We start from the raw sequence: 16311 nt of genomic DNA, 5'->3' as shown, positions 1-16311 counted from the left end.
GAGCTGGCCGTTTTGCTTGTGGAGTGACCCACCATGTTGATTCACGTTCTGGGCTCCGCTGCAGGCGGTGGCTTTCCCCAGTGGAACTGTAACTGCGCCAACTGCGACGGCTTCCGGAAGGGTACCCTGAACGCCCGGGCCCGTACCCAGTCTTCCATTGCCATCAGTGAAGACGGCGAGCACTGGATCCTGTTTAACGCGTCCCCCGACATTCGCGCCCAGTTGGCTTCCTTCGAAGCGATGCAGCCGGCACGTGCTTTAAGGGATACCGGCATTGATGCCATTGTGCTGATGGACAGCCAGGTGGACCACACCACCGGCCTGCTGTCCCTGCGCGAGGGTCTTCCGATGGATGTCTGGTGTACCGAACAGGTGCATGAAGACCTCAGCGGTGGTTTTCCGCTGTTCACCATGCTCAAGCACTGGAACGGTGGCCTGAACTGGCAGCGCATCGAGGCATCCGAGCAGACGCCTTTTGCCATTCCCTGCGCACCGTCCATCGAGCTGACCGCCATTCCGCTGCTGAGCAACGCACCCCCGTATTCACCGCGCCGGGACAACCCGCATCCGGGCGATAACATTGGCCTGTTCCTGAAAGACACCCGCACCGGTCAGACAGTCCTTTATGCCCCGGGCCTCGGCGAGCCGGACGACCGTATTCTCGGCTGGATGCGCCAGGCCGACGTGCTGATGGTGGACGGGACCGTCTGGCACGACGACGAGATGATCCGCCAGGAAGTAGGCACCAAGACCGGCCAGGCCATGGGTCATCTGGCCCAGAGCGGCCCGGGTGGCATGATCGAGGTGCTCGACACCATGCCGGCCCAGCGCAAGATCCTGATACACATCAACAACACCAACCCGATCCTGAACGAGGACTCCCCGGAGCGGGCGGAGCTGACCCGCCACGGCATCGAGGTGTCCTGGGATGGAATGCACATCGACCTTTCGGGGCAGCCATGAACGCCAAAGCCAACACCGCCATGAATCGGACGGATTTCGAGCAGGCCCTGCGCGCCAAGGGCCAGTACTACCACATCCACCACCCGTACCATAAAGCCATGTACGGCGGGCAGTGCACGCCCGAACAGATCCGCGGCTGGGTGGCCAACCGGTACTACTACCAGATCAAGATTCCCCAGAAAGACTCCGCCATCATGGCCAACTGCCCGGACGCTGGTGTGCGCCGGCTCTGGCTGCAGCGGATTCTGGATCACGATGGCCACGACGGCGATGTCGGCGGCATCGAAGCCTGGTTGTCCCTGGCCGAGGCGGTGGGCCTTAGCCGGGAAGAGGTGATTGACCAGCGCCACGTTTTGCCGGGTGTCCGCTTTGCCGTGGACGCCTACCTGAACTTCGCCCGCCGGGCGACCTGGCAGGAGGCGGCCTGTTCGTCACTGACCGAGCTGTTTGCCCCGGAAATCCACCAGTCTCGACTGGACAGCTGGCCCGCCCACTATCCGTGGATTGAAGAGAGCGGCTACAGCTACTTCCGCAAGCGTCTGTCCGAAGCTCGACGAGACGTGGAACATGGCCTGATCATTACCCTGGACCATTTCACCACCGAGGCGCAGCAGGCCCGGGCCCTGGAGATTCTTCAGTTCAAGCTGGACATCCTCTGGACCATGCTGGATGCCATGACCATGGCCTACAGCCACCGCACCCCGCCGTACCACACCGTGACCGACGAACAGGTCTGGCACCGGGGACTGTAATGGAGGTGGGTATGCACGAAGTACCGCGTTTTCGGCGAGGATTCCGGTTCCAGTGGGAGCCGGCCCAGGAAAGTTATGTGCTGCTTTATCCGGAAGGTATGGTGAAGCTCAATGGCAGTGCCGGCGCCATTCTCAACGAGGTGGACGGCCAGCGTACCGTGGCCGACATCGTCGCCAGTCTGGAGCAGCAGTTCCCCGACGCCGGCCCGCTTGGCAAGGACGTCAGCGAATTTTTGCAGGACGCCCGGCACCAACACTGGATTGAACTGTCATGAGCCGTACCGAGACTGCCGAACCGATCAAACCGGCCAACCCCCATAACGCCGGGCCGCCCCTGTGGTTATTGGCAGAACTGACCTATCGCTGCCCGCTGCAGTGCCCCTATTGCTCCAATCCGCTGGACTTTGCGCAAACCCAACAGGAGCTGACCACCGAGGAGTGGGTGAGTGTGCTTCGACAGGGCCGCACGATGGGGGCGGCGCAACTGGGTTTTTCCGGCGGCGAGCCCCTGGTCCGCCAGGACCTCGCGGAGCTGATCGCCGAGGCGCGGCACCTGGGGTATTACACCAACCTGATTACTTCAGGGCTGGGCCTGACGGAGGCCAAGGTGGATGCCTTTGCCGAGGCGGGGCTGGATCATATCCAGGTGAGCTTTCAGGCGTCCGATCCGGAACTGAACAACGCCGTGGCCGGCTCCCGAAAGGCCTTTGACCAGAAGCTGGCCATGGCCCGGGCGGTGAAGGAAGCCGGCTATCCCATGGTGCTCAACTTCGTGATCCACCGCCACAACATCCACCAGATGAACGACATCATGGATTTGTGCGAGCGCCTGGGGGCGGACTACGTCGAGCTGGCCACCTGCCAGTATTACGGCTGGGCCTTCGAAAACCGGGAAGGGTTGATGCCTTCCAAAGCGCAGCTGGTGAAGGCAGAGCAGGAAGTGAACCGGTACCGGGAACGGCTGCAGCAATCCGGTTCGGCCATGAAGCTGATCTTTGTGACACCGGACTATTACGAAGAGCGCCCGAAAGCCTGTATGAACGGCTGGGGTAATCTGTTCCTGACCGTGGCCCCGGATGGCACCGCACTGCCGTGCCACAGCGCCCGTTTGCTGCCCATCGACTTTCCCAATGTCCGAGACATGGATCTGCAAAACATCTGGTACGACAGCCCGGGGTTCAACCACTACCGCGGCGACACCTGGATGCCCGAGCCTTGCCGTTCCTGCGATGAGAAGGAGAAGGACTTCGGTGGCTGTCGCTGTCAGGCCTATCTTTTGACGGGCAAAGCGGATAACGCAGATCCAGTATGCAGCAAATCGTCGTATCATGATCGAATACTGGCAGCGAGGAAAGCTGCCGATCATGCCACGGCCGGCCTGACTGAACTGGTATATCGAAATGCGGATAATTCACGGCTTTTCTTCCGGGGTTAACAACTCCGCCATCAAGCCTGCACTGGTCGGCCATCACCACGACAAAACGGTACTGAGTGCCTACGAGGCCTGCTCGGCGCATGTCCAGCGTGGGGAACTTGCGGTGGCCCCGGCGGGTGTGTTCTGGCTGGAGACGGATCCGGCACGCGGCTGCAATACGCTCTGGCACCTTTCCGATCAGGGGCCTGTTCGCCTTGGACCTGATGATCTTGGCATCCGCAGCCGGGTAAATGGCTATGGTGGTGGCGCCCTGGCGGCTGCCGACAGCGGTGTGTTCGTGGTTGGCGAGGATCAACAGATACGGTTTGTCAGTCTGCCCGACGGCCAGTGCCACAACCTGACCGATGACCCCGGAGCGGCCTATGGTGGGTTGGTCGCTGACCAGTCCCGTCGACGGGTGCTCGCGGTACGGGAAGCAGAGGGCAAGCAGCAGCTGGTTGCCGTCTCCATGCTGGGCGAGCGTTCGGTGCTTCATTCCGGCCTGGATTTTTACAGCGCGCCGGCGGTCTCGGCCGATGGCAGTCAGGTTGCCTGGACCAGCTGGCAGTTGCCGGATATGCCCTGGCTGCGTTCACGGCTGTGGACCGCAAATTGCTCTGAAGATGGATTGCTGGATCAAGGCCGGGAATGGCCCACACCTTCTGAGGCGTCGGTACAGCAGCCGGTGTTCGATGGCAACCAACTCTGGGTTTTGTCAGACCACGGGGGTTGGTGGCAACCCTGGCATATTGATACTTCGGGCGAGGGCGCTTGGCACGCCACCGAATCGCCAGCCCGGGATCATGGCAACGCGCCCTGGCAGTTGGGTGAATCCCACCACTGCCCGACAGGCAGTGGCAGTTGGGCCCGGGTTCGTTACTGCAATGGGACCGGCGAGCTCTGGCTAAGCTCCGGCGAAACGGGTGAAGCAATCCGGGTTGCCCGGGGCTTTGGCGACTTCCGATGTCTGCAGTCGGCTGGCGAGCATCTTTACTGCATCGGGCGAGCCGCCACCCGCCTGGACGCGGTCCTCCAGATTGATCTCGAGACCGGCCAGGCCCGCACCATTGCCGGGGGCGAGGAGGCCATGCCAGAGCCGCGGGCGGCACTGCCGCTGGATATCGAGATTCCGGCTCTGAACCCGGGTGAAGCTTCTATCCACGGATTTTTCTACACTCCGAAGCTGGCCACGCCAGATGTCCCTCCACTGATTCTGATTGCTCACGGAGGACCCACTTCGGCGGCCTATCCGGTGTTCAATCCCCAGGTTCAGTACTGGTGTCAGCGGGGCTTTGCCGTCGCTGAAATCAACTATCGAGGCAGCACCGGCTTTGGTCGTGAGTTCCGCCTGGCCCTGGAAGGTCGGTGGGGTGACGTGGATGTCGCGGATATGGAACGGGCGGCAGACCACCTTGCCTCCTTCGGCCTGGCTGATGGGAGACGGGTGTTTATCCAGGGTCGCAGCTCCGGGGGTTACACGGCCCTGATGGCGATGATCCGGAGCAGGCGTTTCACCGCTGGCGCGAGCATGTTCGGCGTAACGGATCCCATGCGTTTACGGGCCATGACCCATCGGTTTGAATCCGGTTATCTGGATTGGCTACTGGGGTCGCCAGAAAAATACCCGGAGCGGTGGCAGGAGAGAACGCCCCTGTTGCACGCCGAACGCATTACCGCGCCCATGATCTTTTTCCAGGGCGGACAGGACCGGGTTGTGGTGCCTGAGCAGACCCGGGCAATGACCGAGGCCATGAAAGCCGCGGGCAGGGCGCCGGAGCTGCACTGGTTTGAAGACGAGGGGCATGGTTTCCGGCGACAGGCCAACCAGGCAGGTATGCTCGAATGGATGTTCAGCTTCTACCGAAAGCATAGCCAAAAGGCCAATGATCAGGCGGAGAACTTGAGTTAAACTCTCGGCTATTCCTATAACAACAAACGGTCGAGTGCAGTCTGATGAGTCACGATATATCCAGCTTGCGAAAGTTTGTCTCACCGGAAATCGTATTTGGTGCCGGCTCCCGGAAGTCCGTGGCCAACTTCGCCAGTAATTTCGGTGCCCGGCATGTCTTTCTGGTGTCCGATCCGGGTGTGGCTGCCGCCGGTTGGGTCGATGAGATCGTGACGCTGCTGACCGATGCAGGTATCCGCTCCACCGTTTATACCGGTGTTTCACCAAACCCCAAGGTGGATGAGGTGATGACCGGGGCCGAGCTCTACAAATCCAGTGAATGTGATGTCATTGTCGCCATCGGTGGCGGCAGCCCCATGGACTGCGCCAAGGGCATCGGTATCGTGGCCACTCACGGTCGCAGCATCCTGGAGTTCGAGGGCGTCGATACCATCACCAACCCGTCACCGCCTCTGATACTGATTCCCACCACGGCAGGTACCTCGGCGGATGTGTCCCAGTTTGCGATCATTTCCGACCCCAACCGCCGGTTCAAATTCTCGATCATCAGCAAGGCCGTAGTGCCGGATGTGTCACTGATCGATCCGGAAGTTACCGAGACCATGGATGCCTACCTCACCGCCTGCACCGGGGTGGATGCCCTGGTGCATGCCATTGAGGCTTACGTGTCGACTGGCAGCGGCCCGCTGACCGATACCCATGCCCTGGAGGCAATCCGGTTAATCAACCGGAATCTCGAGCCGCTGGTGGACAACACGGCAGATCCCTATCTCCGGGAGCAGATCATGCTGGCCTCCATGCAGGCGGGGCTGGCCTTCTCCAATGCTATTCTCGGGGCAGTACACGCCATGTCCCATAGCCTGGGTGGTTTCCTGGATTTGCCTCATGGTCTGTGTAATGCGCTGCTGCTGGAGCACGTGGTGGCTTACAACTTCCAGTCTGCCGAAGACCGTTTCCGCCGCGTTGCCGAAGCCATGGATATCGATACCCGGGGTATGAACAAAGCGGAAATCAAGAAGCGGCTGATGAACCGTATTGTGGAGCTCAAGCGGCGGGTTGGTCTGGAGGCCCGTCTTGCCCAGCTGGGTGTTTCGGTGTCCGACATTCCCCACCTGTCCGGCTTTGCGTTGCAGGACCCGTGCATTCTCACCAACCCCCGGAAGTCGTCGCTGCGGGATGTCCAGGTTGTCTATGAAGAAGCCCTCTGACATCAAGGATGGCGAACAGGACAGTAGCTACGGAATTGGCGATCTTCTCGGGCTGGGCAGCCAGTCCGTCCGCAAGAACTATTACCCGGCTCTGCAGGAACGCATTGACGAGCTGGAGCAGGAACGCAACCGCTACAAATGGCTGTTCGAGAACGCCCTGCACGGTATCTTCCAGGCCAACCTGCGGGGCGGCTTTCTGGCCTGCAACCCGGCGATGGCGAGAATCTGCGGTTATGACAGCCCCGAGGCGCTCACGGAAAAGGTCATCCGGCTCCGTGAACAGTTGTTCTGCAGTTCCAGTGAATTCGATGCCATACGGCAGGAGCTTCTCAACGAGGGCAGCCTGAGTGCCCGGGAAACCCGTTTCCAGCGTGCTGATCGCACGCCGGTCCACGTTGCTGTCACCCTGCTGCGACGCCCGGACCTCGGACCGGAAGTGGTGGAAGCCTTCGTTGCCGACATTACCGAGCGAGTGTTGGCCCGGCAGAAACTGGAGCAGTTGAACGCCACCCTCGAGCGGCGCGTGGAAGAGCGGACCGAAGCACTGCAGAATGCCAATGTGGGCCTGCGCTACCAGATTGAGGAGCGCGAGAAGGTTGAGCGCGAGCTCTTTGTTGCCATGGAGGCCGCCAAAGAGGCCAACCGCAGCAAGGATAAATATCTCGCGGCGGCCAGCCATGACCTGCTTCAGCCGCTGAATGCAGCCCGGCTGATGATATCCGCGCTCCAGGACAGCACGCTGCCGGAACAGGAAACCCGCATGGTGCACCAGGTACATCGGGCTCTGGAGGGCGCCGAAGACCTGCTGGCGGACCTGCTGGATATCTCCAAGCTCGACCAGCAGGCAATGAAGCCTAATCTGGTTTATACCGATGTGGCCGCCCTGGCCAGATCCCTCGGGGAGGAGTTCGAGGCCGTTGCCAGCAATGCCGGCCTCGGGTTCCGGGTACGCACCATTCCGGCGATGGTGCGAACAGATCAGCGCATGCTGACCCGTATCCTCCGAAATCTGCTCAGCAACGCCTTCCGGTACACCCGCAAGGGCGGTGTTGTCATGGCGTTGAGATCCCGCGGCGACCGTCTGCGGATTGAAGTCTGGGATACCGGTGTTGGCATCGAGGAAGACAAGCTCCGGGACATTTTCACCGAGTTTCACCAGCTGTTGCCCCAGGGCACCGGCGGCCGGCAGGGTGTGGGCCTGGGGCTGGCCATCGTGGAACGGATGGTTCGGGTGCTGGGGTACGACATTGATGTGTCATCACGGCCCGGTCGTGGCTCCCGCTTCGTGCTGACCCTGCCGCTTGAACCCGCTCAGGCCAGACCGGATATGGCCCGTACAGATTCGCTCCAGAATTTCGCCGATGGCTTTGACGGTGTGCCGGTGCTGGTGATCGACAACGAGCCGGCGGTTCTGGAGAGCATGCAGTTGCTGCTGGAGCGTTGGGGCTGTGATGTGCTCACAGCCGCCAGCAAGGCAGAGGCCGTGGAGGCTCTCGAGCAAACCGGCCAGATACCGGCCCTTATCCTTGCGGACTATCACCTGAACAATGAGCGAACCGGTTACGATGCAGTTCACGGGGTTCGCCGCCACCTTGGTCGTGATATTCCCGCCGCCATCATTACCGCAGATCGCAGCGATGACACCCGCAAGATACTGCGCGCCCAGTACCTGCCAATACTGAACAAGCCGGTGAAACCGAACCGGCTCAGGGCCCTGATGACCAGCCTGCTGACCTCTGCCTCGGCCTGACCCCTTCTCGCCAGTCCTGTAAGACCTTCTTACATACACTCTGAAGCGCTTCGCGAAATACTCCCTCAACCGGTCTCCGATACCGGCAGGTTTCAAACATCTGAGGGAGTAACAGATGAAAACAACAACGATTGGCCGGAAAGCCGGCAGTGGATTTGGGCATTGGTGGCTGGCAATGATCGGCGCTGTGCTGTTGGCCGGTTGCGGCGGTGGGGGCGGCGAGACGGAGGTGTCCAGCCCCTCGGATTTCGAACCCCCGGCGGAGCCCGTGAACATAGGGGGCGATGCCGAGCTTTATGATCCCGAGCGGCTGATTGATGTGTCGGTCACCATGAGCTCCGCCGATTTCAGCAAACTGAAATCGGAAGCCCGAACCCTGGCCAGCACCGACCGGGAATGTGTGCCCGAGTTCGAATACACGGAATTCACGGCCAGCGTCACCATCGACGGTGACCGCATGGACCGGGTGATCGTGCGCAAGAAGGGCTACATGGGCTCCCTGAGCCCCAGTATCCCCTCTCTCAAGCTCGATTTTAACGATCTCTGGCCTGGTCGCACCTATCAGAACATGACCCGGATGACCCTGAACAACAACCGCCAGGACCCCTCCAATGCCCGCCAGTGCATGGCCTATGACCAGTTTCGGCAGGCCGGGCTCGCGGCGCCGAAATGCAATTACGCCAGAGTGTCTGTCAATGGCGAGGATCTGGGTGTGTTTACCAATGTCGAGCCTATCAAGAAGCCCTTTCTGGCACGGGTATTCGGGGACGACGACGGTAACCAGTACGAAGCCCAAACGGCGGACTTCGGTACCTGGCTGAGCGAACGTTTTGAGAAAAAGACCAACGAAAAAGAAAACGACCGAACTGACCTGCAGGCCGTTACCGATGCTCTGGCCTTGCCCGATGAGCAGATGGTGAATGTATTGCCGCAGCTGGTGGATGTGGATGAATTCATCCGGTTCTGGGCGGTGGAAACCCTGTTGGGCGCCTGGGATTCCGCCACTGGCAACGCCAACAATTTCCACATCTATCGGGACCCCGGAGACGGCCTGTTCCATTTTATTCCCTGGGGCGCTGATACGGCCTTTCGTGGGGCGCATCCCCTGAGGCCGCTCACGGGGGTGCTATACCGCAACTTCTCGCTGGCGGACCGGCTTTTCAGCATTCCCGAGTACCGGGCGCGCTATGAGACCGAGCTTGAAGACCTGCTGGCCACCCAGTGGGATGAGGCCGATTTGCTGGCGGAAGTGGAGCGGATACGTGAACTCACCGGCACCAGCGCGGAGGCGACGGCCAGCCTGAATGCCTTCATTGGTGGCCGCGGCGTGGCCGGTGATGACGATTTCCGGCCTGCGCGTCGAGCTGTTATTGAACAGGCCATCGCCGAGGAGACGCCCTCCGGGGAAGTGTACCGGCTTGCGGACACGCAACCGGATTGCAGCGTGCCGGCGACAACCAGCCTGACCGGCACCATCAAGTCCGAGGACGGTGCCGACACAGGTGCCTTCCGCTTCACGCTGCCCGGAGGTCGGGCGGTGAACGCGAGCCTGACTTTTGCCGCCTTCGAGGTGGACAGCCTGGTTTACTCGGTTGATCGCGAATCAAAGCCGGCGGTGATCAGCCTCCTGCTGATTGGCGCGGATATCAACGACAACTTCACGCCCTATGTGCTGCAACTGTTTATCGAGGCATCCGATTACGTGCCGGGCACACACGAGTTCCATGGCTTTGCCACCAACGCTCTGTTGTTTGAGGTGGATGAAAGCCAGCCCGGGGATGTGCGCACCCTGGCCCTTGGCGCAGAGGGCAGTATTACTGTCATCGGGGTGGGATCCGGGGCCAGTGAGGGCGACGTGGAACTGAGCCTGAACGCCACCCTGGAATACGATTCGGCGATTCGATGAACATGGCTGTCGCCAGCCCGCTGGAAGGATTCCGCGGGCATTGTCTGGCCGAACAGATGCAGGCCCGTTTGATGAATCGGGTCGACACCAAGTTTCTGGTGCCTGCATACCTGCTGGATGCCTGTCTGCGTGGATTGGAGCACCATTACTCCATCCTGGAGATCGACGGGCGCCGGCGGTTCACCTACGACACCCTGTATTTCGATACACCGGAACGCCAGCTTTACCTGGATCACCACAACGGCAAGTTGAACCGGTTCAAGCTCCGCATCCGGCACTACCGTGAAACCGGGGACAGCTTCCTGGAGGTCAAGAAAAAGAACAACAGGGAGAGAACCATCAAGAACCGTTTGCCGCTGACATCGCAAACCGTTGAGAGCAGCCGGGTGGTCCCTTTCCTTGAAGAGCAATTGGGCCGACCGGTGGCAGGGATGCTGCCGGCTCTTTTTGTCGGCTACCGCCGGATGACCTTCATGAGCGCACGGGGGACCGAGCGTATTACGGTGGATACAGGGCTGGGTTTTCACTCGGCCGACCGTCGCAGCGGTCTGTGCCTGCCTGATGTTGCCGTTTTCGAGGTCAAGTACGATCGCAAGGTCCCATATTCCCCTTTCCTGGAACGTCTTGGTCAGCTCGGCTGCCGCCCCGTGCAGTTCGGCAAATACTGCATCGGCACAAGCCTGTTGTTCGGCCACGAATGCAAAACCAATCGCTTCAAACCGCTGTTAAGGAGACTTCATGGAATCTGCAGTTGATGTCCATTTTGCGATCCGGCTTTTGATCAATACCGCCTCCGTGTTTGTGCTGATTCGCTGCTACTACGCGTTTTCCCGTCACCGGGAGAATGCCGCCTCGTTCATTCTTTTTGGTGTCGGCGTTTTCCTGGTGACCGCATTGCTACATTCGGTCACCGTCACCATGGGCTTTGCCTTCGGTCTGTTCGCCGTTTTCTCAATGCTCCGGTACCGAACCGAGGCCCTGGGCATAAAAGAGATGACCTACCTGTTTCTGGTGATCGCCATGGCCCTGCTGGCAGCAGTTGGCAACATGCACCACCTGGAGCTGGTGTTTCTGAACCTGCTGGTCATCGTTCTGGCGCTGGTGCTCGAAACCCATGTGCTTTTGCCGCGACACAGTGAGAGAGAGGTGGAGTACGAAAAGATAGAGAACGTTCACCGGGACCGCCGGGAGTTGCTCATTGCGGACCTGCGAGAGCGCACCGGTCTGGATGTGTTCCGGGTGGATGTGGTGTCTGTCAGCTATCTGAGGGACACCGCCATGCTACGTATGCACTTTAGTCAGGAGGCCGATCATGCTCGCTGAGCTGAAATGGGCGTGGCTGGTGATCGGTCTGACACTGGCGTTCATGTTACAGCCTCTGCTCGCTGTGGCTTCCCCTGTCGAGGCAGAAGTGGGCGGTTACGTCGCCGCCGGTGTTGACCATTACGGGTCATTTTATGATGAAGACGGTGAGCGCAGCACAGCCCGGGGCGTCCTGAGAAATGCGAAAATTGAACTGGAACTGGCCTTGGGCAAGCGCTGGGAGGCAGAGCTGGATGGCAGCTACAAGATTGAAGGCGACAAGAAAGAGCTGGATCTGGGCGATGCCTATCTCCTGTATGACGGGGAGAGCCGTTTCGAGGCTCAAATTGGGCGCTTCAAGGAGCCTTTTGGCCTGGAACGCCTCGCCAGCTACACCAGCCTGAACACCAGCGAACGTTCGCTGGTGACCTCGGCGTTCGCACCGGGGCGTTCCATCGGTGTTATGGCGGGGCAGTACCGCAAACGCGGCACCTGGTCCCTGGGTCTGTTCACCGATGAGCCCGATGGTGGCTCCACTCACGCTATAACCGCGAGACTGACCCGTGCCCCCATTCGTTCAGAAAACCAGACCCTACATCTGGGCGCCGCGGCCTCTTATCGTGATCTTGGCGACAGCCGCTTTCAGATCAAGGATGAGGGAGAGGTGTTCAGTGCCGATAATGTCATCCGCAGCCCACGATTCGAGGCCGGTGATGCTTGGCTGGCAGGTCTCGAGGCCGCCTGGCTTTATCATCGTCTGACCCTCGTGGCGGAGGCCATGGCTCAGAGCGTGCGTCGAACCGACGGGTCACGCTGGCAGTTCGGTGGCGCCTACCTCCAGGCCGGTGTGTTCCTGACCGATGATCGGCGCTATTACAGCCGGGGTGAGTTTGACTGGATAGAGCCCCGGCACCGGGCGGGCGCCCTGGAACTGGTCGCACGGCACAGTGCTGTGGACCTGAGAGACCGGAACCTGGGCGCCGAGGCGAGTGTGACGCTGCTGGGTCTTGCCTGGTATCTGGGCGAGCTGTTCCAGCTGCGCCTGAATTACCTGATGCCGGATATTCGCGGCAATACCCTGATGGCCGTGCCGGACGGAGACGCTGTTACCCTGCGTGCTGTGCTGCGGTTCTAGGCAGCGTGAGGGTCACCTGCGTCCACTGGCCGGGTTCGCTGGTAATCGACATGTTGCCCTTGTGATGGCGCATGATGGTCTGACAGATACTGAGGCCCAGCCCCAGGTTGTCCGGTGTATCACTGGTGGAATAGAACGGATCAGTGAGCCGCTTCATATCGTCTGGCGCGATGCCCTGGCCGTTGTCCCGAATTACGATTCGATGGGCACTGTCAGCGCTTTCGGCCGTTATCTCGATTTTGCCGGGCTGCCGGTTTTTGCTCACGGCAGAGACGCCATTGAGCAGCAGGTTAACGAACACCTGGGTCAGGGCAGATGGATAGCAGGGAACGGTCGTTCCCTCCGGGATGTCAGTCTGAAGCTCGACACCTCGTAGCTGATGCTGGCAGAAGCGGGTGGCGGTGGTCACCAGTTTGCCGAGGTCTGCCGTTTCCAGGCTGTGTTCAGGGACGGGGCGGGAAAACTCGATCAGGTCAGACACAATATCGGCAATGCGTTTCTGGTGGGTGCTAGCGTCGGTCAGGGCGTCTGCGACCTCGACATCCCGGTTTACCGAGTTGGCAAAATCCACGGCCTGGCTGGCGCAGTTCAACGGGTTCATGATCTCGTGGAGCAGCCCCTTAGCCATATGGCTAAGGGCCTGATGTTTCTGTTCCTGGGCCAGTCTTTCTTCCGTTGATTTCAGGGTTTCCAAAGTGCGGGAAAGTTGTCGATTCCGGTCTCGGAGCAGGAATTGGAGCGCCAGCAGGTTGCGCAGGAACTGCGACAGGAACCAGGCCGATAGCGGTGCGACCACCAGGCACATCAGAATCAGCCAGTTGGTCAGAATGCCGATCAGGGTGTCGCTTACCTGAGTGCTGTCGACCGCCACGAACGTGGCGAGTACCAGCAGTGTCAGGTTGATCAGGATAATCACGCTGGTGTGGAACAGGGACAGGGTAATGATGCCCACGGAGCTGATGAAAAAGAACAAGCCCACGATGGGAGCGAGCGACGCGCCCGTTGCCATGTATCCCAGGTAGCTGAACGCCGCCATGTTGAAAAACACCAGGTAGACAATCATCGGCGCTGACCGACGCAGGCGCGTGAACCGGTGAGCGGCGATCAGACCGGTCAGAATCGCGGTGTAGATGAGGTAGATACCGAATACGTCCGGTGCATCCGGGTTCAGGGCCAGTCCCCCGAGAAACAGCAGGGTACCGATAAAGGCAATCACCAGGTAAACGTCGGCGAACAGTGGCAGCACCCGGTACCGATACTGGGTGTGGTAGAAGCGTTCGAAGCGTCGCTGTCGGTAGGCGGGCAGCTGGCGGATCTGATCCATCCCGGAAAGCAGTTTCACTCGGCGGCTCCGTGTTGGTGTCGTTGCATAAAGAGAATGAGCTCGGGCAGGCGCTCGAAGCCCAATTTCACGAAAATCCGGTCCTTGTAGGAATGCACCGTCTTGCAGGAAACGCCAAGCCTGCCTGCAATATCGCGTACCGGCAGCCGGTTGGCCATCAGCTGTGCCACTTCCCGCTCCCGTCCGGACAAGGCCTGATAGGCGAGCATGGCGGCCGGTGCTGGTTCCTGCTGCCAGTTACCGACATAAACCTGCCCGTTTCGAATGTAGAACAGCGTCTTGATCAACTCCTGTACTGGCTGGTCCTTGGACACCACGGCCTTGATGCCTGCTTCCAGATAGATCGCCATCCGCCCGCTGCTGACCGGCGTGTCCGATATCAGCAGCACGGACAATGACGGATTCACCGCCAATGCATGCTCGGCGATGGTGAGCCCGTCGTTGTCCTGCAGGTTTTCCTCAATCAGCAGTACCGAAGGGGTGGCCCTCTTTAGCCGATTGAGCGTTGCCACTCCGGTCTCCGATTCGCCAACCAGCTCGACCTCATCGTGCAAGAGGATCTGGAATAGCAGGCTGTCACGGAGCAGTCGCTGCCCCATGGTGACGTACAACCTGAGCCTGCGCTGACCTGACGCCATCAGTCTGCCCTGGCCGGCAGATGGAGACTCAATCGAAGACACTGGTCGCCTCCGGTCACGTCGATATCGCCAGCAAGCAGTCGGGTGCTTACGAAGAGCATCAGAAGAGCGCTCTGCTGCTTCAGCAGGGGGCGGGAGAGGCGGGTGATTGGCGCCAGCAGATGGCTGTACATGTGAAGTGGGCTGGCGCTGGCGACCATGAGGCCGCTTTCGGTCCGGGTCAATTCCAGAGCAGAGCGCTCCAGCCCGGAGGCCTTCATCAGGGTTGCCAGTGCCTGGCAAAGGGCCATCAACGGTGTTTGTGTTTCGCTCGTGCCTGCCGGGTTCTCCAAGGCGTTCGCGAGAGCCTGGTCAAAGGCTTGCCGGTTCTGGATGCCGTGCACGTGGCCTGGCTGAAGGGTGCTGAGCTGCCTGCCCGCCATTCCGGCAAAGTCTCTTACAAGATCATGCTCAAGCGCGGTTTCCCGGCTTGCGCGCAGATGGGGTGGCTGGGCAGGAAGTGTGCGAACGGTTGCCAGGGCATCCAGAAAGTCGGCGGTGATCGGTTCGCCGGTAAAACCGTCCACTCGCTCGTTTAGATGTTCAAGCAGTCTGGCTCGTCGTTGCTGGCGAAGCTCCGCGAACTGTTGTTCTGCAATTGAGCGTGAACGGTCTCTTGCAGAGACCAGGGTGCGATGTTGGACAAGAGCCTTGCGGAAGAGCGACAGCAATTCGGCTGCGTTCCATGGCTTCTTCTGATAGCGGAAGATCCGGCCCTCGTTAACTGCATCCATGGCCACATCAACCTCGCCCCAGGCTGACGTGAGAATTCGGACAATTGTCGGGTGCGACTGGCGTAGTTCGTCCAGCAGCTCTTTGCCATGCATCCCGGGCATTCTCTGGTCTGTCATCACCACCGCGACATCGCTGTCTTTCTGCAACACGAGCTGAGCCTCTTCTGCACTGATGGCGCTCAGCACGCGGAATTCGTCCTGCATGCGCTCCAACTGCCTCGACAGATAACGGGTGGCAGTCGGTTCGTCATCCACGATCAGAATCGCCGGTTTGGGGCCCTCGTGGGCCTCGCTGGTATCCGGAGAGAAGGTTTGTCCTTCGCGGGTAAGCGCGGCTGTGAGCACGTGCGACCGGATAACATCGGGATTGACCGGCTGTTCGAAGCAGCGATCGACCAGCTGATGGTCGAGCAGTTTCACGAGGAGGTTCAGCGCAATGGCATCTCCTATGAGGATCTTCAGAATCCGGGGGTGGTGGTCCCTGGCCCGTGCCAGTAGCGACGACTCAAGATAGTCATCAGCGCGGTTCGGAAGCAGAACGATGGCGGTGGGTATGGTGGCAGCCGAGGGCAGGTAGTCGAGTGCCCCCTGGTCAGTGGCGAACGCGTGAATAACGAAATCGCTGGCAAACAAGGTTTCGAAGTGCTGTCGGTCCTGGTCGTCGTCATACCGGAGAAGGATCTCCGCCGCTCCGCTGGTCGCCATGATTACTCTGTATCCTGTTAATGGGGTAGGGAAGAGATTAGCAACAACAGTGGCTTAGCGGTGTAGGAACTTCCTACAGCAGTGCCTTTGCCGGCAATGAAAATCTGGTTCTGTGACAGCCTTGGCACTATGGACTGTCCTGGCGTCAGGAGCGACTACACTTACCAGAGGCTCATCGAAAGGGAGATAACCATGACAGTTCCTGAGAATGGTCTGACGAATCACGAAGTCACCATCTGCCTGGCTGGCGGTGCCGTGCTGGGTCCGTTCAATGCGACCTGGAGCAAGGATTCCGGTGGGGATGTGCGTGAGCTGGTCCGCGAGTACGATGCGTTTCTGCAGGGTGAAAAGCAGCACCGTTACAAGTTTCACCTGCACGACACCTACACCAACACCGTTCATACCCTGATCCTCAATTTTGAACAGGTTACGGGCATCTGCGACCATGTCCGGCTCAGATCCCAGGGCGGCGGCTGAGCCATGGCCGGGCCCCTGGCGTACACGCCAAGAAGCC

15 protein-coding genes are annotated in these 16311 nt (G+C 60.1%); 12 read left to right on the top strand and 3 right to left on the bottom strand.

All coding sequences use genetic code 11. The annotated features are described in order from the left end of the window. Positions 1 to 33: 33 nt before the first annotated feature. The 11 genes from pqqB (at position 34) to ACP86_RS06280 (ending at position 12339) form a co-directional block, all read left to right on the top strand. Positions 34 to 963, top strand: a complete 930-nt coding sequence (pqqB, locus tag ACP86_RS06330; protein ID WP_053113099.1) for a pyrroloquinoline quinone biosynthesis protein PqqB — start codon at positions 34 to 36, stop codon at positions 961 to 963. Further along, complete coding sequence (gene pqqC / locus ACP86_RS06325) at positions 960 to 1715, top strand: pyrroloquinoline-quinone synthase PqqC (protein ID WP_053113098.1); 756 nt, start codon at positions 960 to 962, stop codon at positions 1713 to 1715. The genes pqqB and pqqC overlap by 4 nt, the downstream gene beginning before the upstream one ends. Further along, on the top strand, positions 1715 to 1990 hold the full coding sequence (gene pqqD / locus ACP86_RS06320; protein WP_053113097.1) for a pyrroloquinoline quinone biosynthesis peptide chaperone PqqD: 276 nt from the start codon (positions 1715 to 1717) through the stop codon (positions 1988 to 1990). The genes pqqC and pqqD overlap by 1 nt, the downstream gene beginning before the upstream one ends. Continuing rightward, the gene (pqqE, locus tag ACP86_RS06315) at positions 1987 to 3150 is read left to right on the top strand and encodes a pyrroloquinoline quinone biosynthesis protein PqqE (protein WP_053113096.1); all 1164 of its coding nucleotides are present in this window, start codon (positions 1987 to 1989) and stop codon (positions 3148 to 3150) included. The genes pqqD and pqqE overlap by 4 nt, the downstream gene beginning before the upstream one ends. Further along, the gene (locus ACP86_RS06310; RefSeq protein ID WP_008171043.1) at positions 3116 to 5038 is read left to right on the top strand and encodes a prolyl oligopeptidase family serine peptidase; all 1923 of its coding nucleotides are present in this window, start codon (positions 3116 to 3118) and stop codon (positions 5036 to 5038) included. The genes pqqE and ACP86_RS06310 overlap by 35 nt, the downstream gene beginning before the upstream one ends. Before the next feature lie 44 nt (positions 5039 to 5082). Next, the gene (gene ercA / locus ACP86_RS06305) at positions 5083 to 6246 is read left to right on the top strand and encodes an alcohol dehydrogenase-like regulatory protein ErcA (RefSeq protein WP_053113095.1); all 1164 of its coding nucleotides are present in this window, start codon (positions 5083 to 5085) and stop codon (positions 6244 to 6246) included. Further along, positions 6230 to 7996 carry a NahK/ErcS family hybrid sensor histidine kinase/response regulator gene (locus ACP86_RS06300; protein WP_053113094.1) on the top strand — a complete coding sequence of 589 codons (1767 nt, stop codon included), beginning with the start codon at positions 6230 to 6232 and terminating at the stop codon, positions 7994 to 7996. The genes ercA and ACP86_RS06300 overlap by 17 nt, the downstream gene beginning before the upstream one ends. A 115-nt stretch (positions 7997 to 8111) precedes the next feature. Then, on the top strand, positions 8112 to 9902 hold the full coding sequence (locus tag ACP86_RS06295) for a CotH kinase family protein (RefSeq protein ID WP_053113093.1): 1791 nt from the start codon (positions 8112 to 8114) through the stop codon (positions 9900 to 9902). Continuing rightward, positions 9899 to 10657, top strand: coding sequence for a polyphosphate polymerase domain-containing protein (locus tag ACP86_RS06290; RefSeq protein WP_053113092.1), 759 nt, complete (start codon positions 9899 to 9901; stop codon positions 10655 to 10657). The genes ACP86_RS06295 and ACP86_RS06290 overlap by 4 nt, the downstream gene beginning before the upstream one ends. Then, on the top strand, positions 10641 to 11225 hold the full coding sequence (locus ACP86_RS06285) for a DUF4956 domain-containing protein (protein ID WP_053113091.1): 585 nt from the start codon (positions 10641 to 10643) through the stop codon (positions 11223 to 11225). The genes ACP86_RS06290 and ACP86_RS06285 overlap by 17 nt, the downstream gene beginning before the upstream one ends. Then, entirely contained in the window at positions 11215 to 12339 is a 1125-nt protein-coding gene (locus ACP86_RS06280; RefSeq protein WP_053113090.1) for an OprO/OprP family phosphate-selective porin, read from the top strand. Before ACP86_RS06285 ends, ACP86_RS06280 begins: the two co-directional genes overlap by 11 nt. On the opposite strand, the gene ACP86_RS06275 is transcribed toward ACP86_RS06280, so the two are convergent. Genes ACP86_RS06275 through ACP86_RS06265 form a run of 3 tightly spaced genes read right to left on the bottom strand, consistent with a single transcriptional unit; the run spans position 12311 to position 15797 of the window. Further along, positions 12311 to 13681, bottom strand: a complete 1371-nt coding sequence (locus tag ACP86_RS06275; protein ID WP_053113089.1) for a sensor histidine kinase — start codon at positions 13679 to 13681, stop codon at positions 12311 to 12313. The genes ACP86_RS06280 and ACP86_RS06275 overlap by 29 nt on opposite strands. Beyond that, a complete protein-coding gene (locus ACP86_RS06270) occupies positions 13678 to 14319 on the bottom strand; it encodes a helix-turn-helix transcriptional regulator (RefSeq protein WP_227507829.1) in 642 nt (213 codons plus the stop codon). The genes ACP86_RS06275 and ACP86_RS06270 overlap by 4 nt, the downstream gene beginning before the upstream one ends. After that, entirely contained in the window at positions 14319 to 15797 is a 1479-nt protein-coding gene (locus ACP86_RS06265; protein WP_053113088.1) for a response regulator, read from the bottom strand. The genes ACP86_RS06270 and ACP86_RS06265 overlap by 1 nt, the downstream gene beginning before the upstream one ends. Positions 15798 to 15989: 192 nt before the next feature. On the opposite strand from ACP86_RS06265, the gene ACP86_RS06260 reads away from it, so the two are divergent. Further along, positions 15990 to 16274 (top strand): hypothetical protein, encoded by a 285-nt coding sequence (locus ACP86_RS06260; RefSeq protein ID WP_008171059.1) that lies wholly within the window; start codon positions 15990 to 15992, stop codon positions 16272 to 16274. Positions 16275 to 16311: the final 37 nt, after the last annotated feature.

The sequence above is a fragment of the Marinobacter sp. CP1 genome, assembly GCF_001266795.1.
Lineage (GTDB): Bacteria > Pseudomonadota > Gammaproteobacteria > Pseudomonadales > Oleiphilaceae > Marinobacter > Marinobacter flavimaris.
This window is presented reverse-complemented; position numbering and strand designations above follow the sequence as displayed.